Source organism: uncultured Brachyspira sp. (assembly GCF_910578695.1).
GTDB lineage: Bacteria > Spirochaetota > Brachyspiria > Brachyspirales > Brachyspiraceae > Brachyspira.
Genome location: NZ_CAJTQJ010000040.1, coordinates 1 through 22,602 on the forward strand (window position 1 = coordinate 1; position 22,602 = coordinate 22,602).

17 protein-coding genes and 1 rRNA gene are annotated in these 22,602 nt (G+C 28.8%); 6 read left to right on the forward strand and 12 right to left on the reverse strand.

The features are described 5' to 3' along the window. Positions 1–210: 210 nt before the first annotated feature. A complete protein-coding gene (locus QZ288_RS09735) occupies positions 211–972 on the forward strand; it encodes an HAD family hydrolase (protein WP_295158329.1) in 762 nt (253 codons plus the stop codon). A 38-nt stretch (positions 973–1,010) separates the two neighbouring features. Here QZ288_RS09735 and prmC read toward each other — a convergent pair whose 3' ends face one another. The 9 genes from prmC to QZ288_RS09780 all read right to left on the reverse strand — a co-directional run bounded on the left by prmC (position 1,011) and on the right by QZ288_RS09780 (position 10,958). Next, positions 1,011–1,874, reverse strand: coding sequence for a peptide chain release factor N(5)-glutamine methyltransferase (gene prmC, locus QZ288_RS09740; RefSeq protein WP_295158331.1), 864 nt, complete (start codon positions 1,872–1,874; stop codon positions 1,011–1,013). A 206-nt stretch (positions 1,875–2,080) separates the two neighbouring features. Continuing rightward, positions 2,081–3,583: a tripartite tricarboxylate transporter permease gene (locus QZ288_RS09745; RefSeq protein ID WP_295158334.1), complete on the reverse strand. Its 1,503-nt coding sequence runs from the start codon at positions 3,581–3,583 to the stop codon at positions 2,081–2,083. 21 nt (positions 3,584–3,604) lie between these two features. After that, on the reverse strand, positions 3,605–4,075 hold the full coding sequence (locus QZ288_RS09750; protein WP_295158337.1) for a tripartite tricarboxylate transporter TctB family protein: 471 nt from the start codon (positions 4,073–4,075) through the stop codon (positions 3,605–3,607). Between the two features lie 72 nt (positions 4,076–4,147). Continuing rightward, on the reverse strand, positions 4,148–5,140 hold the full coding sequence (locus QZ288_RS09755) for a tripartite tricarboxylate transporter substrate binding protein (RefSeq protein ID WP_295158340.1): 993 nt from the start codon (positions 5,138–5,140) through the stop codon (positions 4,148–4,150). A gap of 32 nt (positions 5,141–5,172) precedes the next feature. Then, a complete protein-coding gene (gene citF, locus QZ288_RS09760) occupies positions 5,173–6,735 on the reverse strand; it encodes a citrate lyase subunit alpha (RefSeq protein WP_295158343.1) in 1,563 nt (520 codons plus the stop codon). 30 nt (positions 6,736–6,765) lie between these two features. Then, entirely contained in the window at positions 6,766–7,665 is a 900-nt protein-coding gene (locus tag QZ288_RS09765; RefSeq protein ID WP_295158348.1) for an aldolase/citrate lyase family protein, read from the reverse strand. Then, positions 7,658–7,927: a citrate lyase acyl carrier protein gene (gene citD, locus QZ288_RS09770; RefSeq protein ID WP_295158350.1), complete on the reverse strand. Its 270-nt coding sequence runs from the start codon at positions 7,925–7,927 to the stop codon at positions 7,658–7,660. Before citD ends, QZ288_RS09765 begins: the two co-directional genes overlap by 8 nt. 110 nt (positions 7,928–8,037) lie before the next feature. Beyond that, positions 8,038–8,769, reverse strand: coding sequence for a GntR family transcriptional regulator (locus QZ288_RS09775; protein ID WP_295158354.1), 732 nt, complete (start codon positions 8,767–8,769; stop codon positions 8,038–8,040). 674 nt (positions 8,770–9,443) lie between these two features. Further along, a 16S ribosomal RNA gene (locus QZ288_RS09780) occupies positions 9,444–10,958 on the reverse strand. Between the two features lie 729 nt (positions 10,959–11,687). Here QZ288_RS09780 and QZ288_RS09785 point away from each other — a divergent pair. From QZ288_RS09785 to QZ288_RS09800, 4 genes are all read left to right on the forward strand, one after another. Further along, positions 11,688–12,428: a hypothetical protein gene (locus QZ288_RS09785; protein ID WP_295158356.1), complete on the forward strand. Its 741-nt coding sequence runs from the start codon at positions 11,688–11,690 to the stop codon at positions 12,426–12,428. Positions 12,429–12,432: 4 nt separating this feature from the next. After that, positions 12,433–15,036, forward strand: coding sequence for a hypothetical protein (locus QZ288_RS09790; protein WP_295158358.1), 2,604 nt, complete (start codon positions 12,433–12,435; stop codon positions 15,034–15,036). Between the two features lie 6 nt (positions 15,037–15,042). After that, positions 15,043–15,429, forward strand: a complete 387-nt coding sequence (locus tag QZ288_RS09795; RefSeq protein ID WP_295158361.1) for a YkgJ family cysteine cluster protein — start codon at positions 15,043–15,045, stop codon at positions 15,427–15,429. Between the two features lie 74 nt (positions 15,430–15,503). Beyond that, positions 15,504–16,985: an HD domain-containing protein gene (locus tag QZ288_RS09800; RefSeq protein WP_295158364.1), complete on the forward strand. Its 1,482-nt coding sequence runs from the start codon at positions 15,504–15,506 to the stop codon at positions 16,983–16,985. 8 nt (positions 16,986–16,993) lie between these two features. Here the strand turns inward: QZ288_RS09800 and QZ288_RS09805 are convergent, their stop codons facing one another. From QZ288_RS09805 to xerD, 3 genes are all read right to left on the reverse strand, one after another. Beyond that, complete coding sequence (locus QZ288_RS09805; RefSeq protein WP_295158367.1) at positions 16,994–17,599, reverse strand: hypothetical protein; 606 nt, start codon at positions 17,597–17,599, stop codon at positions 16,994–16,996. Between the two features lie 366 nt (positions 17,600–17,965). Further along, a complete protein-coding gene (locus QZ288_RS09810) occupies positions 17,966–20,239 on the reverse strand; it encodes a hypothetical protein (RefSeq protein WP_295158370.1) in 2,274 nt (757 codons plus the stop codon). A 22-nt stretch (positions 20,240–20,261) separates the two neighbouring features. Next, positions 20,262–21,194: a site-specific tyrosine recombinase XerD gene (gene xerD, locus QZ288_RS09815; protein ID WP_295158373.1), complete on the reverse strand. Its 933-nt coding sequence runs from the start codon at positions 21,192–21,194 to the stop codon at positions 20,262–20,264. A 232-nt stretch (positions 21,195–21,426) separates the two neighbouring features. On the opposite strand from xerD, the gene QZ288_RS09820 reads away from it, so the two are divergent. Further along, positions 21,427–22,410 (forward strand): aminotransferase class I/II-fold pyridoxal phosphate-dependent enzyme, encoded by a 984-nt coding sequence (locus tag QZ288_RS09820; RefSeq protein ID WP_295158376.1) that lies wholly within the window; start codon positions 21,427–21,429, stop codon positions 22,408–22,410. Positions 22,411–22,602: the final 192 nt, after the last annotated feature.

Consider the following 22,602-nt stretch of genomic DNA (forward strand, 5'->3'; position numbering starts at 1 on the left):
ACATCGATAATTTATTATCGATGTAGTTAAAGCGACGCCTGCCAACACTGTAGTGAGCATAGCAATAAAAATAATAAATTATGAATAAAGAAAATAATATTATAATTTAATATAAACTATGCTTTATATATTTATAATATTTTGTAAATTATTTTATAAAAAATATATGCATAAGATTTAAGCAATTTAAAAAAAATTAAGAGAGTTATTATGAAATTATTTTTCAGCGACTATGATATGACTATATACATTAATGAGAATATTGATAAAAGCGTATTTGATTCTGTAAGAAAATGGAGAGAGGCTGGAAATAAATTTATTATTGCTACTGGAAGAAATAAGTTTTCTATATTGGAGCATATTAAAAGGCATTCTTTAGAATTTGATTATTTAATAACAAATAACGGAGCTTTAATTTTTAATAATGAAAAAGAATTAATATTTGAAGATAATTTTGATGATGATACAGCCTATAAAATTATTAATTTTCTTCATAAAAATTTTGACGGTACTATAGAAATATCAAATAATGATTATATAGTATCTGTAAAATCTAAAGACGGAAATGATTATGTTCCTTTTAAAGTTGATAAAAAGATTCATATAAGTGAAATTCAAAATATGAAAAATATAGTACAAATAAATAAAATTACAAAAAATTCTGAAACTACAGAAATGACTGCAAATATAATAAATGAAAAATTCAAAGAAGCCACTGCGTATGCTAATATTAGAACTGTAGACATAGTAAAGAATACTGTAAGTAAGGCAAATGGAGTTGATTTTATATTTAATATGTTAAAAAAAGATAATAATATAGAAAAAATATTAACAGCGGGTGATTCCAATAATGATATAGAAATGATAAAAAAATATAATGGATATATTTATATTAATGCCAATGAAAAAATAAAAAAAATTACAGATAAATATTTTAATTTAATATCTGATATTATTTATAAAGAGTTATGAATATATCTGCTTTATATTAGAATATAATAATAATATAATTAATTATTTATAAAACTTAAAAATCTGTCTTTGCCGCTTAAATCTTTTTTTACTAATACATTTTTTATATTAAGAGTGCTGCATATATCAATTAAAGCATCTGCCTGATTAAAGCCTATCTCGAAAAATGAAGCCCCATTATATTTTAAATATTTATCTATAACATTTAAAAAAGCATTATAAAAATCAAGTCCGTCTTCTCCTGAATATAATGCATTAAAAGGCTCAAACTCTAAATCCTTCTGAAGATAATATTTATCCTTTAAAGGAACATAAGGAGGATTTGCAATTATTATATCAAATTTTATTTCAGGAGTAAAAGTTAAAGCATCAGCATTTATTATATTTATTAATTTTTCATCTCCTAATATATCAAAAGCATTTTTCTTTATGATATTGAAAGCCCCTTTACTTATTTCAATGGCTGTAATATCAATATTTTTATTTTGATGTAAAAATATTTTTTTTAAAGTTACAGATATATTTCCGCTTCCTGAACCTATATCGCATATTGAAATATTATCTTTATTTTTTGTATAATCTAATACCAAATCAATAAGCTCTTCAGTTTCAGGTCTTGGTATAAGCACATTATTATCAACATAAAAATCAAAACCGTAAAACTCTTTTTTATTTATTATATAAGCTAAAGGCTCATAATTTAATCTTCTATTTATAAGGCTTTCTATTATTTTTATTTCATCTTCTTTTAATTCTCTTAAGCTTTCTGATATTAATTTTATTTTAGAAATATTTAAAGAATGCATTATTATAGTTTGTGCCTCAATATAAGATACTTTATAGTCATTATTGATTTTTTCAAGCTTTTTAGCATAATTGATTACTGACTGATTAATATTCATAATAATTAGCTATTAAAAATATATTTCCTTTTTTTAAGTAAGTAAAATATATAATAATTTCCTTTTATTTATTAATACATTTATAATTATAAACTATATTTTTATAAAAATGCATACTGCTTTATATAAAACATAATAAAAAAAGTATATATAATTAAAAAGGCTAGGTTTATTTCACAAAACCTAGCTTATTATAGATATATTAATTAATTTAATTCTGCTTTTTTATTTTTTTCTATTATTATCTTAATTATTGGATAAATAATAGAAACTATAGTTAATATTAATAATATTATACATATAGGAGAATTAACAAATATCCGCATATCTCCATCAGAAACTTTATATGCTCTCCTAAAGTATTGCTCCATACTATTTCCTATTATAACAGCCAATATCATAGGACTGCTAGGTATTTTAGCTTTAGACATTAAGAAACCTGCAAGTCCGAATATTATTAACACATAGAAATCATGAGCAGTATAACTTATGGCATAAGTACCTATAAAAGTTAATCCCAATACTATCGGATACAATATTTTAGGGGGTATAGCTAATACTCTTACTAAAATACCAGCTAATGGAATGTTAACTATTGCAAGTATAATATTACCTATAAACATACTGGCAATAAGTCCCCATACAACAGTAGTTTGGGTAGTAAACAATGTAGGACCAGGCTGTAATCCTAACATAAGCAAAGCACCCATCATAACAGCAGTAGTACCAGAACCAGGCACACCTAATGCAAGCATAGGTATCATAGCACCAACAGAAGCTGCATTATTTGCTGCTTCAGGAGCTGCCACTCCTTCTATAGCACCATTACCAAATTCTTCAGGATGTTTGGATAATTGTTTTTCATTATTATAACTCATCAAAGCAGCCATAGTGCCTCCTGCTCCGGGCAAAGCACCAATTATAAATCCAAAAGGCGAACTTCTTATAATAGGCAATATGCATCTTTTCCATTCTTCCATACTAATCCATATACGCCCGAATTTAGTCTGCATTTTTTTCTTACCTTCTTCTATATTTTTAAAGCTTTTTAATACCTCTCCTAAAGCATACATTGCTATTATTATAATAAGAAAATCTATTCCTGATTGAAGTTCTAATATTCCAAAAGTAAATCTATTGACACCTGACTGCGGATCTGTACCAATAGTAGCTACCATAAGCCCAAATACCATAGAAATAAATCCTTTTATAGCATTACCTTCAGTCATAGAAGCAGTAGCAGATAATGCAAAAAGAAATAACATAAAGTATTCAGCAGGTCCGAATTTCAAAGCGAAACGCGACACAGGTACAGCAACAAAAGCCATTATTACAGTAGCTATTGTACCCCCTATAAAGGAAGCAATTGCAGAAATAGCTAAAGCTTGTTCAGCTCTTCCTTGAAGTGTCATAGGATACCCATCAAATGTAGCTGCTACTGCCGCACCATCTCCGGGAGTATTTATAAGTATAGAAGATCTAGAACCTCCATACATAGATCCATAATAAACTCCTCCCATAGTTATAAGAGCAGCAACAGGTCCCATTGTAAATGTAAGAGGCAGCAATATAGCAACTCCTGTAGCAGGTCCAAGTCCCGGAAGCATTCCTATAACAGTACCTAAAACACCTCCTATAGTTACCCATAATATATTTATAGGCAAAATAGCTACACCAAAACCTTCAAGTAATAATTTAAAACTTTCCATAAAAAGTATCCTTCATTTTTATTATATTATACCAATAGGTGATTTAGGTAAATATATACCCAAAAATACATTAAATATCAAAAAAGCTATAATACTGAATAAAACAGCAATTATAGTTGAAACTTTCCAGCCTTTAAGTCCTATGAATATTAAAAGCTCTATTTCAAGAAACATTATTGTAGAAAATACATATCCTATTACATTAAATAATACTGTGTAAAGAATGGCATTAACTACTGTTATAGCTATTTTTATTTCGCTGCTTCCTATTGAAAATTGTACAGCTTCCTTTTTTTCTTTTTTAGATTTTTTGATGGTATCATCTATCAATAAAATAAACCCCAATATTATAAAAGCTATACCAAGTATTGCAGGAAAAATTTTAGGTTCAGCTGCTCTTCCTATACTAGCATCAGGCAGCTGAAAAGTCATAATTGTATATGCTATGCCGACTGCTATAGTAACTATAGATGACAATGCTGTTATTGTCATAATCCCTCCTAATTTGTTTTTTAAAGCTCAATTAAAATAATTTAATTGAGCTTTTATTTATTTTATTAATTATTATTTACTTTTTAACATACCAATATCATATAATATTGTTTTATAATCTTGTTCTGCCTGCTCTAATAATTTTACGAAATCTTCTGAATTAAGATAATATTGATCCCAATCATAATTAGCACAAGCATCTTTCCACTCTTGAGTTTCAACCATTTCAGCTAGTGCCTCTTTCCAGAAATTAACAGCATATTCAGGCATTCCAGGAGCTCCGAATAAGCCTCTCCAGTTAACAAAAGTTTCGTTTATTCCAGATTCAATACAAGTAGGGATTTCAGCCTTTATTCCAGTACCTATTCTTCTATCAGCAGTTTGTGCTAAAACTCTTAAATCACCGCTTTCAACCAAACCCATAACATCAGCTAAACTTGTAGAGAATAAATCTATATGCCCTCCTAAAACCTGTGTAGCACCATCATCATCGAAAGCAATATAATCTATTTTATCCAAATTTGGAACTCCTGCAGCTCTAGCCATAATTAAAAACTGTATATGATCCATAGAACCTACTGAAGATGTACCGCCTATTTTTACTGATTTAGGATTAGCTTTTAAAGCATTCATTACATCCATAATATTTTTATATGGAGAATCGGTTTTTATAACAAAAGCTGCATAATCAGCTATTAAATTTGCTAAAGGTGTAAGATCTCTAAAACTATATTCTGTTGTACCATTTAAATTTAAGAAAATGATGGGGGGGGAATAAACAGTTATAGTTCTTGCATCGCCTTTTTTAGTTTGTAAACTGCCAAGATGAACTGCACCTCCTGCTCCAGGTGCATTTCTTACAGGCATAGGAACTTTTACTATTTTAGTGTCTTGAAGTACTTTTCCTATTGTTCTAATAGTCAAATCCCAACCTCCGCCTGCTCCTGCAGGAGCTACAAAATCCAAGTTTCCGCTAGGATAATTAGCCGATTGATCAGCCCCCTTACATGAGGTCATTATAAATATAATGCCCATAACAATTAAACTTTTAAATAAAGCTTTCATATTAAACTCCTTAAATATTTTATTAAAAAAATTTATTTCTTCACTTGATAAATTACATCTATTACACTTCCGTCCCTATACTCAATTACCCCAACTATATTGTCAGTATATTGAATTTTATCAGGAACTCCTGTAAGAGATATAACTTCCTCATATAAATCTCTAATATCTCTATGTTTTATATTATTTCTATCAAAAATATCTATTAAGTCTTTTCTATTAGGATTAATACATACTCCTCTGTCTGATACTAATATATCTACACTTTCTCCAGGAGTTACTATATTTGTCACCTTATCAGTAATAATAGGTATTCTTTTTCTAATAGACGGTACAGTCATCAATGTTACTTTAGCACCAGCAGCTGTATCAGGAGCACCGCCTAAAGCTCCCATAATCAATCCATGAGAACCTGTTAAAGAGTTAACATTAAAATTTAAATCTATCTCTGTAGCAGAAAGCATCATCATATCTAATTTATGAGCGACACAGCTTGCATTATTAGGATTAGCATACATAGAAGCTGACATTTCTATATAAGCTTTTTCCTCGCCTATAGCATTAGCAATAGAGCCGTCAAATGTCTGAATATCCAATAAGCTTTCAAATAAACCTTCCTTAAATAAATTCAAAAGATAAGCATTGATTCCGCCTGATACAAAAGAACCTTTTATATTATTTTCTATCATATACTTTCTCAAATATTTGCATACAGCTAAAGATGCACCGCCTGCTCCAGCCTGAAATGAATACCCATTTTTTATAAGTTCGCATCCTATAAGAACTTCAGCTGCTTTTTCAGCTATGAGGAGTTCTGTAGGATTTGCAGTTATTCTAGTAGTTCCAGTTGCTATCAAATTAGGATCTCCCAAAGAATCTACAACTACAACCGAATCTACATATATTTCAGGTATTGATACTCTATGCAAAGGATATTTAACTAAGTTATCAGTAATGGCAACTACATAATTGGCATATATAGCATCTATCATAGGGTATCCCATAGCTCCAAAGGCACTTTTTCCTTCGCTGCCATTCATATTACCTTCTTCATCACATGCTGGGGTACCTATAAATGCTACATCTATTTTTACTTCTCCTGATTCTATTGCTCTTGCCCTTCCGCCATGAGTTCTAAATACAACGGTTTTTTTTAATATATTATCTGTTGAAATAGCTTTTCCTATTTCGCCTCTTAATCCTGATGTCGATATAGAAGTTATTACTCCATTTTTTATATATTCTATTAACCTTTCATGTGCATTAGTGAATGATGATGTACATATAGAAATATCTTTTATACCTATTTTAGATATTTCTTCTACAACAAGCATTATTACCCCATCGCCATCTCTTAAATGATGGTGAAATGATATAGTCATACCATCTTTTAATCCGCTTTTTTCTATAGCATCTCTAATAGAAGAACATAATTTTTTATTATTAGGTTTATGATTTTTTATTCTTCTTGAATATGTTTTCTGATTCTCTTTATTGTAATAGTAAAAAGCTCCCATAAATGGCTTTACTTTTCCATATCCCTCTATATATTGTGGTAATTCTATTCCTAATGAATTAGTTATTTTATTACCCATTTATCACTCCTGTTAATTTGAATTATCATTTTATTTAATCATACCAGCTGATTTTGCCAATGCTGCAATTTTTTCAGCTTTTTCTATTATAGGAATATCTATCATTTTTCCATTTAATGATATCACTCCACCATTACTAATATCAGTTTTTGCAGCTGCTTCCAAAACTTCTAAAGAGTATTCTATATCCTCTCTTTTAGGAAGATATGCCTTATGCAAATAAGATATCTGTGCAGGATGTATACATGCTTTTCCTGTGAAGCCTAAACTTCTTGCTCTTTCACATTGTATTTTAAAACCTTCCATATCATCTATTTTAGTATAAACACCATCAACACAGGCTACTCCTGCTGCATGTGCCTCTAATACTATTTTGCCTCTAGCATAGGCTAATTCCTCTTCATCTTTTGTTCTTTCTATACCCATACATCTAGTAAAATCTTCAGCACCTAATGAAATTCCTATTACTCTGTCAGAAGCAACTGCTATATCATAAGCATTATATACACCTATAGGGGTTTCCAAAGCAGCTGCTATAACAACTGTTCCTTTTTTTATTCCATTTTGCTCTTCTAGTTTTGTTAAAAAGTCATCTACTTCTTTTATTTCTTCAGAACTGTCGCACATAGGAAGACGTATATGTTTGAGTCCTGCCTGAACTAAATATTTTATATCATCAAATCCAAATGGCGTTTTTATGGAATTAACTCTAGCAAAAATCGGTATAGCACCATAATCAATGCTCTTTAATGCTTCTATCAGCAATTCTCTAGCATCTTCTTTTTCTTTTAATGCTACAGCATCCTCTAAATCAAATATAATAGCATCTGGCTTATAAATAACAGAATTATATAACAATTTAGGACTATTAGCAGGGGCAAACAGCCAAGATCTGCAACTTATAAAAGGATTATCTTTTCTATTATTCATTTTCATACCCCTCCAAATCTTTTAGGGCTTTTCTAATTGCAATTCTTGTCCTAGCCCTTATACAAAAATCTAAAGCACCATAATCATTTACATCTATAACTATATTTTTTATGCCTTCTTCATTAACAACATCTTCAATTGCTTTTCTTATATGACTAGAAAACATATGCTCAACTGTAGAATTAATATTTATTGCTATACCATTAACATTTGTAATACTAACATTTATGATAACATCATCAGATATTTTATTAATAAACATATAAAATCCTTAAAACTGATCATACTAATCATACTAGTATTTCTAGTCGACTAATCATACTACTATAGTATATACAAAAAATAAGAATTATCAATTTATTTTAAGAAAATTTATATTTTATATTTAAAATATTGAGGATATATATTGCAAAGTTTCTTTAATTTACATTTATAATTAGATAATAAATTATTTTCTAATTTAATTGACGCATCATAATCTTTATTTTTTATGGCATTTATAATATCAGTATGCTGTTTTATTGTAAAATCAATATTAATTTTTGATATAGATTCTAATATATGAAATCTTAAATAATGTGTTGCAAATTTCATAATTTTCTTCCATACATTAATCTTACCTATATTTCTAAATATTTCACTATGAAATTGTTCATTCAAATCTAACAATTTCATTACTGAATCTTTATTTAAATTATTATTAATGATCTTTTTTTGTTCATCAAAAATACATTCTAATGAATTTAGCAAAGTTTTAGAATCAAAATCCTTTGAGCAAATCAGCATCATTATTTCTTTTTCTATAGCAACCCTCATAAATAATGAATCTTCTATAAGATTAGTATCTAATAAAGAAACATAAGTACCCTTTTGAGGAAAAACATCTATCAATTCTTCATCTACTAATCTAACTATTGCCTCTCTAATTGGAGATCTGCTGACATTAAAAGTTCTTTTTATATTCAATTCACTAATTTTTTCTCCGGGTTTAAGTGTTAAATTCATTATACTTTCTTTCAAAACTCTATATACATAAACTCTGTTAGATTCATATATTTCTTGTTTTTGCCTATTTATATTTATTTCTTTTTGTAGTATGCTCATAAAAACTCACTAGATTAAAAGTCAAAGTATAGGTATTTTATAACATTAATAACAAATTCAAGCTTTCACAATATAAAATGCCAAATTTATTAATGATTATTATATTTGGGGCTGTAATAGATAAATAAAAAAGCCGCATTTTTCCTAAATTATATATGATTTCTAATTGTTTTTCAACTTTTAGATTATTAAATTAAAAAATTTCTCACTACTAAACTCATAACTATCAATCTCAATCACTTTCAAGTTTTTTATATAATGTTCTTAATAATAAACTAAAATAAGTTACTCTTGCTGTCCGTCAATAACTTCTATACCCTCATCTGTTTTACAAGTTACTATTCTACCTAAAAAATATTCAGAAGCATTTTTAGTTTTATAAAAATTAACTAAATCACTCCATAAAATTTCGCATTTCTCTTCATCTCAACTATACTGTCTTTGATAATCAGAAATTATAAATTTTTTATTTTTCATTTTTATAGAAGATAAAATTTCATAAATAGTTTTTTTACTAACATTTAATTCAGCCATTATTTATTCCTAATCATTCAAATTTTTAAAATAAAAAAACCAACCTTTTATAGGTTAGTTATAAACGAGGTATAATAAACATAGGAAAAATTCTCTCAAATATGAATAGCAGTAAGATTCAAGTCGGACTATCTCCGAATAAAGGAGGTGATCCAGCCACACCTTCCGGTACGGCTACCTTGTTACGACTTCACCCTCATCATCAGTCCCACCTTCGGCGCCGCCCCCCTTGCGGTTAGGCTAACGACTTCAGGTAAAACCAACTCCGATGGCGTGACGGGCGGTGTGTACAATCCCCGGGAACGTATTCACCGTAGCGTTCTGATCTACGATTACTAGTGATTCCGACTTCATGGAGTCGAGTTGCAGACTCCAATCCGAACTGAGGCAACTTTTTTGAGTTTTGCTCCACCTCGCGGTATTGCGTCTCTTTGTACTTGCCATTGTAGCACGTGTGTAGCCCTGGACATAAGGGCCATGAGGACTTGACATCATCCCCACCTTCCTCCTACTTGAACGTAGGCAGTCCCCTAAGAGTACCCGACATTACTCGGTAGCAACAAAGGGTGAGGGTTGCGCTCGTTGCGGGACTTAACCCAACATCTCACGACACGAGCTGACGACAACCATGCAGCACCTATGTAAAATGTCCTTGCGGTCTGACTTATCTCTAAATCATTCATCTTACAATTCAAACCCAGGTAAGGTTTTTCGCGTATCATCGAATTAAACCACATGCTCCACCACTTGTGCGGGGACCCGTCAATTTCTTTGAGTTTCACCCTTGCGGGCATACTCCTCAGGCGGTACACTTAAGACGTTAGCTACGGCACTCCTATTAAAATAGAAGCACCTAGTGTACAACGTTTACGGCTAGGACTACCAGGGTATCTAAGCCTGTTTGCTCCCCTAGCTTTCGTGATTCAGCGTCGATAAATGCCCAGATGACTGCCTTCGCTATAGGTGTTCCTCTCGATATCTGCACATTCCACCGCTACACCGAGAATTCCATCATCCCCTACAATATCCAAGACTTACAGTATCCGAGGCGTTTCCGAAGTTGAGCTTCGGTCTTTCACCTTAGACTTATAAGTCCGCCTACTCACCCTTTACGCCCAGTAAATCCGAGCAACGTTTGCCTCCTACGTATTACCGCGGCTGCTGGCACGTAGTTAGCCGAGGCTTACATTATCTACTGTCACTCATTCTTCGATAATTTCCGAGGTTTACAACCCGAAGGCCTTCATCCCTCACGCGATGTCGCTCCATCAGACTTTCGTCCATTGTGGAAGATTCTCAGCTGCTGCCTCCCGTAGGAGTCTGGGCCGTATCTCAGTCCCAATGTGGCCGGTCACCCTCTCAGGTCGGCTACCTATCGTAGCTTTGGTAGGCTTTTACCCCACCAACAGGCTAATAGGCCGCAGGCTCATCGTAAAGCGGATTGCTCCTTTCCTCTACTCTGCTTATGCAGCAAGAGTATACGCGGTATTAGTCCATGTTTCCATGGGTTATCCCCCTCTTTACGGCAGATTACCTACGTGTTACTCACCAGTTCGCCGCTAACTTATTCAGTTGCCCAAATAAGCCCGCTCGACTTGCATGCTTAAGACGCATCGCCAACGTTCGCTCTGAGCCAGAATCAAACTCTCCATACTCACTTTGTGAATCTGAATGATTCTAAATTATTTTTACTATTCTGCTGAATAGTGATTTACTTATGCAAAGAAATGTTACAAAAAATTGTAACCGTTGGGTCATAGAACTTATTAAGTTCATTTACACCAGTTGTGTTTTTGTTTTTCTTAAATTGCTTCTGCTATCCATATTTCAAAGAACTTTTATTTTTAGCTGATGTTTTTGTTTTTCATCAACTGTTTTACTAGTATAGCATACCAGCAAAAAAACGCAATAGCTTTCTATACGGTTTTTTATCGTTTTTTTATTTTTTTAATAATAATTAAATATATATTATACATATAAAACATATTTTGACTAAAAATTATAAGTTAATAATATTTAAAGCCAAAAATAGAGTAAAATAAAGAAAAACATAGATATTTTATTGTATTTTTACTGAAATTCTGGAAATTTTCCTTATAAAACTAATATATTTAAATCATTAGAATTATGGGTAAAAAATGCATTAAATTAAGAGTTTTATGGGCATTTAAGGACGTTTAAAGTAAGTAAAAGTTAAATTTTAAGTTAAAGTTAATTATTGTATAAAAAACTTATTTATATCAGCTATACATAAATATAATTAATAAAAATTAAGCCGATAAGATACTGCTTGTTTTTTAAACTTAAAAATATATAATTTTTTACAGCTTGATTTTATATTAATTTAGATATATTATATAGCGGTATACAATTGGAGTAGAATTTTGGAAAACATAATAGATATAATTAATAAAGCACAGTTAAAAACTATAGATAAAGAAGCATTTTTATCAATATCATCATTATGCTCTTTTATACCAAAATCAATAACAGAAAATAATATTTGGAAAAAACTGCCTTTATCAGCTAAAGAAGTATACAGAACTTTAGTTGCTAATTATGATTATGAATTAGGAATTTCTAAAACTACTCATTCTCAAATATTAAATGAAGCAGGTATAGGAGGAAATGCTACTGTAGTAAAATCTATAGATGTATTAGAAGAAAAAGGATTTATCACTAGAGTTGAATCCAAAACTAAAAGCCATCATTATCTTATGCCTTATCAGGAAAAATTTTATGCTTCTGTATGTAATTTTGAAGCTAGAGATTTCTCTATACTATATAAAGTAAATAAAAAAAATAAAAAAGATAATCAAATTAAACAAGTCACTAATAAACTTTTCTTTAAAGTATGCTACAATTTAAGCTGTTTAGGTATAGATGAGCCTCAAAAATTAATAGATAAATATTCTTCAGACGGAAATCAGCTTAGAGTGATTTTATCTATGTGTAATTATATTTATATAGCAAAAGAAAAAAACTTAAATAAAGATATAAATTTAAATAAATATCTTATAGATTCATTAAAGAAAGGCAATATAACAGAAAATATATTTGATGAAAAAACAATGAATACTATAAAAAATATAATAATAAACAGAAAACAAAATATAACAGAGTAAAACTATGGCAACAAAAAAAACTAACACAACAAATAAAAAAGAAGAAGCTAAAGAAACAAAAAAAACTGCTGCAGCTGTTAAAAAAACTGTAAATAAAAAAACTGCTGCTGAAACTAATAAAAAGACCGCTGCCAAAAAAACTGCTGATAAAGTAACAGAAACTAATAAAAAAACTGCGGCTGTTAAAAAAACTTCTGTTAAGAAAACTTCTGAAACTAATAAAAAAACCGCTGAAACCAATAAAAAGACTGCAGCTAAAAAAACTGTAAATAAAAAAACTGCTGATAAAGTAACAGAAACTAAAAAAATAGAAGCTAAAAAACCTGATGAAGCTATAAAAAATAAAGCAGATGAAAAAGAAACAAAAACATTAAATTCTATCTTAAAAGAAGAAGATGTTAAAAAAAATACTAAAGATAAAGAAGAAAAAAAAGATTTAAAAGATATTATAAGAGAAGCTAATTCTGATAAAAAAAATCCTTTTAAAACCTCATCTCCCGTAAGAAAGATAGAATCAATAAGAACAGGAAATAATGAAAATAAAACAGAAAGAGAATCTATAACGCTTCTTAAAGAGGCTATAAAAGCTAAATCTAAAAATGTATCAAGACCTGTAAGCGTAAAAAAACGCATAGCTGTAGTAGATGATGATAATATAGAAAATAAAACTTCCGAAGAATTAAATATATCAAAACCTATTACAAGCAGTATATTTAATAATGATAGTATAAGTAATGATAGTATAAATAATGATAATATAAAAACTGATGATACAAAAGATGAAAACAAATATTTCTCTTCAGATGAAAGCATAAAAGATAAAGAAGCAGAAACTGAAAAAGAAATAAAACCTCAGGAAGAAAATAAAGAAACAGCAAATATATATTCATCAATAGTGAATTCTGAAAACTCTTCTCCTTATTCTTTTGAAACTTTCAAAAAAGAAGATAATGAAAATAATAATAATGAAAATGATAAAAAAGACAGTATAGAAGAAAAAATTACTGAAGAAGAAGAAAAGAATAATACCGAAGAACAAATTAATGCAGAGGAAAATATAAAAGATGAAGTTTTAGAAGAAGTATCTGAAAATATAGAAGATGATAAAATTGATGATAATTTAGAAATAAAAAAAGATGAAGAAATTGAAAAAATTACTGAAGAAGTTCTTAATGAAGAAAAACAGGAAATCGAAATAAATAATAATAATGATATAGAAATAAATAGTAATGATAACAATGAAGAAAAAAATAATACAAAAGAAAAAACTATATCAGAAGAAAAAGAAGTAATAGAAGAAGATAAAGCAATAATAGAAAAAGAGATAGAGATAGAAGAAGAAAAAACAATAATAGAAGAAAAAACTAATAGTGCAGAAGAGAAGCCTACATATAGTAAGAGCGATATATTTAAAAGAACAGTTGTAATACCTATTGAAGATGATCATATTCAAAAAACTAAATTTGAACAAGATGAGATTGATACTGCTATAAAAGATGCACCATTAGTTCACGAAGATACTTCTGTAGAAAATTATAAATATTATTATTATACAAAATCTAATGAAAAAATACAGGAATTAAAAGATAAAGAAATAAAAATCATAGAAACAGAAGATGAATTAAAAACTGCTTCTTTGCCTGAAATAGAAAAAAAACCTGCAGAACCTTATTCTCCTCCTAATCATTCTATGTACAAAGATAAAAAGTCTAATAAAATTGTACCTATAATAGGAATTATAATCATAATATTAGGATTATCATTTTTAGGTATTCAATTTTTCTCAGGAAAGAATAATGAAAATGATGACGGCTTATATGAAATAGTTACAAATAATATTATATCTGCTACAAATACTCAGACTAATATACTAAGAACAGAAACTAATAATACAGCAGTAAATACTCAAACTAATACAGTAAGAAATGAGACTAATAACATAGCAGTGAATACTCAAACTAATGCAGTGAGAAATCAGACTAATAACACAGCGGTGAATACTCAAACTAATGCAGTAAGAAATCAGACTAATAACACAGCAGTGAATACTCAAACTAATGCAGTGAGAAATCAGACTAATAACACAGCAGTGAATACTCAAACTAATGCAGCAAGAAATCAGACTAATAACATAGCAGTGAATACTCAAACTAATACCATAAGAATCCAGACTAATACTCCGCCTGAGCCTCCTAGAGAACCTGAAATAACACCGCCTACTCCTCCTAATGAGCCTAATATTAATACAAATGCATCTATCAACAATAATCAGCTAAATAATGCATTATCATATAATACTGATACATATAAAACTAAATGGATGGATACTTTATCATCAATAGCAGCAAGAGAGCTTGGAGATAAAAAAAGATGGCCTTCTATAGCAGTATTAAATGAAGATGCAATAAACAGCAACCCTGATAATATAGTGTTTAATATTGATATAAAAATTCCAAGCGGAGAAAAAAAAAAAGTTGAGGATATGAATAATAATGAAAAAAGAGCATTATATAATGACTATATAAAAGTATCTGAAATGTATTTAAAAATGGGAAAACAGGATATTGCAAATGCAGTAAAATCTCAGGCTGATTCTATATTAAAATAATAAAAAATGAAAAAATCGAAAAAATATAATAAGAAGAATAAAAATTCTGTATTAACATTCTCATGCACAGGCTGCGGAATATGCTGCAGAGAAAAAGGATATGTTTTTTTTAATGATGATGATATAAAAAAAGCATCAAAATTAATAGAAATATCTCCTTTACTTTTTATCAATCAGTATTTAGAATATGAAGAAGGCTATGGATATTATATAAAGGTAACTGAAGATAAGCCTTGTACATTTTTAGATGAAAATAACAGATGTACTATAAATAGTGCAAAACCTAATCAATGTGCTGCATTTCCATATTGGGAAGAATATACTGATAAAAACGGTAATTTAATAGCAGGTAAATTTAACAGAGCATGCCGCGGGGTCAAAATAAAAAAGTAATTTTTATTATTTCATTTTTTTTTAAATTATTATATAATGCAGCTTCAAAATAGTATGTTTAGGAAAATTAAATAATGAGTGATTTAGTATCAAAATATCAAATTCTTACAGTAAATGAACTTAAATTAATAAAAGATCAATTAGTTGCTCATAATATACCGCTATTTAGATTAGATAAAGAAAATAAAATAATATCATTCCCAACAGAACAGTTAAGTTTGATAATAGATAATGATAAATACAGCAATTTAAAAATATATATTCCAAAAAATTTTTCTATGTTTATAGATGAATTTAAATCTATAAATCAGACAAATAATTATAATAATAACAATAATAACAATTATAATAATAATGCAAAAGATAAAAAAAACAGTACTTATGTATTTAAAACTCCTAAAGAATTAGAAAAGGAGATGGCAAAAAGAATATCTGAAATCTCTAAAATGACTTATAAAGAAAAAGTTAATGCTATAAAAAGTTATAATAAAGAGTTAAAAAAAATACATATAGATAAAGATACTGGAATCAATAAAGAGGCTGCTCAGCAAATAGTTGATGCTGCAAATGATGTAGGGCTTATTGCTAAAGTTACTATGTTTAAAAGCATTCAAAAAATTAAAGAAGAAGAAATTACTCAGGAGCAGTCAAAAATAGAAAATCAGGAAATGACTGAGACTACAACAAATTTAGTTACTACAATAGTTGAAATGGTTTCTGCTAATACGGAAACGCAAAAAGTATTTGATGAGCTTAGAAATTACTCTGACGGCGGTGTAATGTCTCATTCAAACAGGGTATTTATTTCTTATGCTAATTTTATAGTATTTTATAATAATTTAATTAATAGAAGAAATTTAGTGCATAAAATAAGAGCTTCATACAAAAATAAATATAAAAAATTTTATGAACAAGTTGAAGCTGTATTCAATAAAGAAAATGTGCATAATCGTTTGGATGTTGTAGAAGATTGTATAGATAAAGGCATTAGAATAATAGAAGAAAGAGAAATGAATCTTTATTCTGTAGGTGCTTTGCTTCACGATATAGGAAAAGTTAAGGATTTAGATTATTTTGAAGGCGAAGGCGGAAGAGATTATAAAAGAATCAAAAAGCATTTATTTAACAGCTATACATTAGTAAGTCAGACTTCTGAATATCCTTTAGAAGTAATATTAACTGTAGCCTTACATCATGAATATTACGGATTTGGCTATGGTCCTTATGATCATTTATATAAATTAAAATTAGAAAAACATCCTAATTTTCAAATACAGAGAATTATGACTTATGATGCTAAAGCAGTAGATGAATGCGATGCTTTTGCATATTTTCCTGCAAAAATGCTTGAAATTATAGATGTTTATGATGCATTAATAGATCCTGCTAGAAAGTACAGAGGAGGCAAGACTTTTACTCCTGAAGAAGCTCTTAATATTATGAGAGAAGATTTTATAGAAAAACATGTCAAATTAGACCCTATATTATATGATGTATTTGTAGAGTTTTTAAGCAATTCAATAGAACAGGATTTAATGTCTTGCAAATTAATATAAAAATAAAATTAATTATTAGAATATGACTGCTGTATCTCTTCTAATGCTTCCATACCATTTTTAAAAGCATTAAATATTTCCTGCCAATTTTTTGTATATAGCGAGGATATTGCTATATCTTCATAATAGTCTTCTCCGAACTGATTTATAAAATTAAATCTTATATTAGATATAGGCTTACCTGCAAAGCTGTCAAATTCATTATCCTGATTGAATTTATACTTCACTTCAATATCATAATAATTAATATCTCCCATCAAATAGGGATTATAAACAGCCTTTTGTATATTAGTCAATTGAACTGTACTTCCGTCATCAAATGTAAATATAATAGGAGTACCGCTGTTTACTGAAATTTGATTAGGATATTTATACCTAAACTCTAATGTTAAAGTTCTGCCCGCTCTTTTATAGAATCTAAATCTATTATCACGCAAATATTTATATGTATATTTCCAAGATGTATATATATTCATTTTTGAAGTTAATTTATCTTTCTCTGTAAAAAATAATCTGCTCTTTAGAATATCATCATTATTATTAATTTGAGAATACAAAAAAGATGAAAATACTGATATAATAAAAAATGAAATTAATAATATATATTTATTCATTTTAATTTTCCTCATACTAAATTTTATACTATTAATAAATACGGAATTTAAAACTTAAAATTAAATGAAGGCAATATTTTTTTATAAAAATAAATTAATATAAATAAAAAAATTTTGTATTAAGATTATTTTAAACATTAAACGAAAAAATCATACCCTAAAATAGTTTTTAATATATACTTTAAAATTTAAATATAGCGACCTTCTAACAGAAGTATTTATTTAAGAATATTTTTAGTTTGTATATAGAGATAATAAATAATTTTTTGTTAGCAATATTAATAAAAATTATGAGCGTCTGACATTTGTAAAAATGGCAGAAAACTAAAGCTCATAATTTTTTGTTAGAAATAATAATAAAAAAATTTAATTATCTTTTACTTTTTCATCTTCTTTTTTATCTTCATTTTCATTTTTAACCAAAGCAGCATTTTCTTCCTGCTTAGGCACTACTCTTAAAGAATTAAGCAAAGTATAGGCAACAGCTACATTTTCCTCTCCTGAAGAAGAAGCAACTCTGAAAGCCATAAGCGAAGAATATCTGCTTCTGCCGTAAGCATATCTGAATCCTATTTCAACAGTTTCCCCTGCACCTATATCAACCGTTTCCTTATCAAGAACTATTGCAGATAAAGCCTGAGCCAAATCTGTTTTAATAGTTACATTATTTTGATTTTTGGAAGTTCTATTAACTATAGTAAGCACTCCTGTTCTGTTTCTCTCATCAAGCTTAACTGTAACATTGAATGGATTTTCAGAATATTTTTCTTCTATTCTTGAAACAATAGATGCATTAATATTAGCCCATTCTCTTATATTATTTCCTGAACCTCTGAATTTTGACCATAGCATTCTTGATACATCATGAAAGAATATGCCTCTTATTCTGCTGTTTCTATTGAATTTAGCTTCAGATTCATAAACTCTTCTCATATATTCAAGCTCAGGTCTTAAACTTCCGTCCTGAAGTCTGTTATCTATCATATTGCCGACTAATACATTATATTCGCCTGATAAATACTGAGGCCAAGCTGCAAGCATACCCACATGCTGAGGACGATTAGCTTCGTATATCATAACTGCATCATAATCTATACCAGCATCAAAGAACATATAAGGGTCCTGTCCATGCTCCTGCCCATGATTCCAGCCCAAAGTAAATGCCCATAATTTTTTCTTAATGCCTGAATCTTTTATAGCTTTTATTATTAATGATTCTTTATGAGCTCTGAACCATCTCCATTTCATTCCTATCTCTTTTTTTCCTCTATTAACAGCAAGCCAACGCATACGGGCAGCTTTACTCATAGTAGACCAGCTTGCAGGTACATAAACGCCTGTAAGCTCTATCATTTCATCAACCATTTCATATCCGTCTACTTCTCCTGTTCTTATGAAGTCCAAACCTACATAAGATATATTAGGATTAGAATCATATCTTTTTAATATATCTATAATATCTTCTACCCTTTTATTATCAGCCAAAGATATATGTCTGCTTTCTACAAGACTTTGAGTAGCCGAATTATAACCTACAGATACTTCATAGCCGCCCTTTCTAGCTCCGCCTCCTGCAGCAAAGTAGCTCATAACATAAGCACCAAGCTCAACATTTCCTTTAGCTTTGCTTGCAGCAAGATTCTCTATATTTTTTATCATAGCTTTTGCCCAAGGCTCTTCCGGCGTAATGCCTCCTGTCCAGCCTGTAGTCTGTCCGCCTATAGCCCAAAATATATCGCATTTCATATAGCGAATCCAATCATATATAGCATCATAGCTAGCAGGCTCGCCTGTTTCTACGCTGGGTATCTTTTTAGTAGTCAAATCTATAGCATATTCTAAAGTAGCTATTTTTTTAGTTTCTTTAGCAGGCGGAGATTGTCTTCCCTTTACAGTAAAATCTTTTGTATAGCCGTATACTCCGTTTTTAGTCTGAACTAATACTATAGCCTGATATTCTCCTAAAATTCCGCCGAAAGGATGCAGATATGTTCCTTTATACTCAGAATTTTTAACTTTAAATACATTTATAGAATATCTTTCATCTCCGTTCATTCTAACTATTTTATCTTTTTTGTATCTTACATACATACTTATATTTTTAACTACATCATCAGTATATACAGAAGCATTAATTACTACAGGCTCATATCTGAATACTGATATTTTTGACAAATCTATTGCAACTCTAGGTGCTTCTCTGCTTCTGGAATTTATTACAGCAGAATCTACAGCCTCGCTGAGCTTATCTGCTGCTTTATCTGTAGTATTAGCATTAAATACCATAGCAGGAAGTACATTAGGATTAGGCATTTCACTGCTGAATTCATCATGGCTAAGAAGCATATTCTGACTCAGATATTCTATATCCGAATCAGCACTAATTTCTTCTTCCATATACATATCTTCTAAATCAACTGATAAATCATAATCATATATAGGCTTTGATGTAACAAGAGAAAGAGAATCAGGATTATACATATCTATCCTATGATTTTTGGATGCACCATCAAAAAGATAACTATTGTCATCATCATTATAACTAACTATTGTCATTCTCTCGCCTATACCAAATGTCAAAGCTACCAATGATATAGATACTAGTAGTAATATTGTTGCGGCTATTATGCTTCTTTTCATATACTTTATTCCATTTTATTTTTTATATATTAGTATTTTGTCTAGCATGTTTTGAATGCTTAGGGTGTTTTGCTATTTGTTTTTTTAGATGATCAGAATCTACATGCGTATATATTTCTGTTGTAGTGATATCCGAATGTCCAAGCATTCTTTGTACTGCTCTTAAATCTGCTCCATGCTGTATAAGATGTGTTGCAAAACTATGTCTCAAAGTATGAGGATAAATATTTTTTTCTATTTTGCTTTTCTTCATTGCCTCTTTAACTATTTTCCAAATGCCTACCCTTGAAATCTTATCGCCTCTAAAGTTTAAAAACAATTCGCTTGTCTTCTTGCCCTTTACCATTATTACTCTGCTCGTTTGAATATACCTTTGTAAAATATCTAAAGCCCTGTCATTAATAGGCACTATTCTCTCTCTTTTACCCTTACCGCATATCTTTAAATATTTACCGTCAAAAAATATATCATCAATCTTCAAAGAACAAATCTCGCTTACTCTGAGTCCTGATGAATACATAAGTTCAAATATAGCTTTATCTCTTAAGCCCTTATCAGTTTTTTCATTATGAACTGAAAGCAAATCATCTACCTCTGTTGTTGTAAGCGATTCAGGAAGCACCCTTTTTAAACGTATAACCTCTAAATTATCCGTAGGGTTTTTAGAAATATAATTTTCCATAACTAGAAATTTATAGAGATTAACTATGCTTACTTTATTTCTTGCTACAGTTCTGGATTTTGAACCTTGATTTTTTCTTTCGCTTAAAAATTTTTCTATATCCTTCCGCGTAGCCTTAAGAATAGTTTTTTTATTCCTGCTTAAAAAATCAAGATATATTACAATATCTCTTTTATAAGATTCCAGAGTATTTGATGATAACCCCTTTTCCACTGCTTCATAATTTAAGTACATTGATAATATTTCTTGATCGGAAACCTGTTTAACTGACATTGAAATCTGCCTCTTAATTTAAGATAATAATATACAAAATTCAGCTGATTTGAATAATCAGCTTAAACTAATTATCGACAAGATTTACTATTTATTTAAACATAATACAAGTCTTAATAAAAATATTACATTAACTAAACATAAAATTTAAAAGTGTAAACTAATTTAAAAATAATAAGATAATTATAGTATTCAGCTTATTTTATAAAGTATAAAAATAATTTGACAGATGATGAATAAAAAAATTTTTTTAGATAAAAATGAAAATCCATACAAGCCTTCAAAAAATATTATTAAAGAGCTTGAACAATTTGATATAGCATCTTTAAGATTCTTTCCAGACTACAGCCCTAAAAAACTAGATGAAGAGATGTCTTTATATTTTAATGTAGAAACTGATAATATAATTTCTGTTAATGGAATGTATGAAGCTTTTGCATGCATTATTAATTCTTATGATAAATATAAAATATTCTTACAAGAGCCTTACAGAGATTTATATGTTAAAATTTTATCATACTATAAAATGCATTATGATATAATAGAAGCAAGAGAAGATTATAATATACTGCTTAAAAAAAATATAAAAAATAAAAACTCTATCATAATAGCAAGCAATCCTAATGCCGAAACAGGAATGTTTATAAATATAAAAGAAATTGAAGAGTTCTTAAAACATTATGAAGGCATATATGTAATAGATGAATCATATATAAACTTTGCAGGCGAAAGTGCAATAAAATTAATAAATAAATATCAAAATTTAATTATAATAAGATCGGCAGCACATTCTCATTCTGTATCAGGACTTAATATTAACTTTATAATATCAAATTCAAAAAATATAGAAAATATGTCAAAATTAAGACAGAAATACGGAATAAATAAAATATCAGAAACCATAATAATAGCAGCTGTAAGAGATAAAAAAACTTCGTATAAAAATATATTTGATATAGTTTTAGAAAGGGAAAGATTAGATACTATTTTAAGCAAAGAAGGTTTTATAGTAATGCCTTCAAGAGCAAATTTTATTTTAATAAAGCATATAAATAAAACTGCTGATTATATATACAAAGAATTAGCAGACAGAAATATATTTGTAAAAAAATATAATGAGGAAAGCATATTATCGGATTTTTTAAGAGTAACAATACTTTCGCGTAAAATTAATAATATATTCATAAATGAATTAAAAGATATTATAAATAGCTGATTGCTTATGCTTAATTTTTTAATATTAGAAAACTAAATATAAAAATTATGAGCGTCTGACATTCGTAAAATGGCAGAGTATCAAAGCTCATAATTTTTATTAGCAATAATAAAAAAATTTTGTCTTTACTTTTTATATTTTCACTGTAAAATATACTTATGATTAAGAAATACTTTAATGTTTTAAACGACT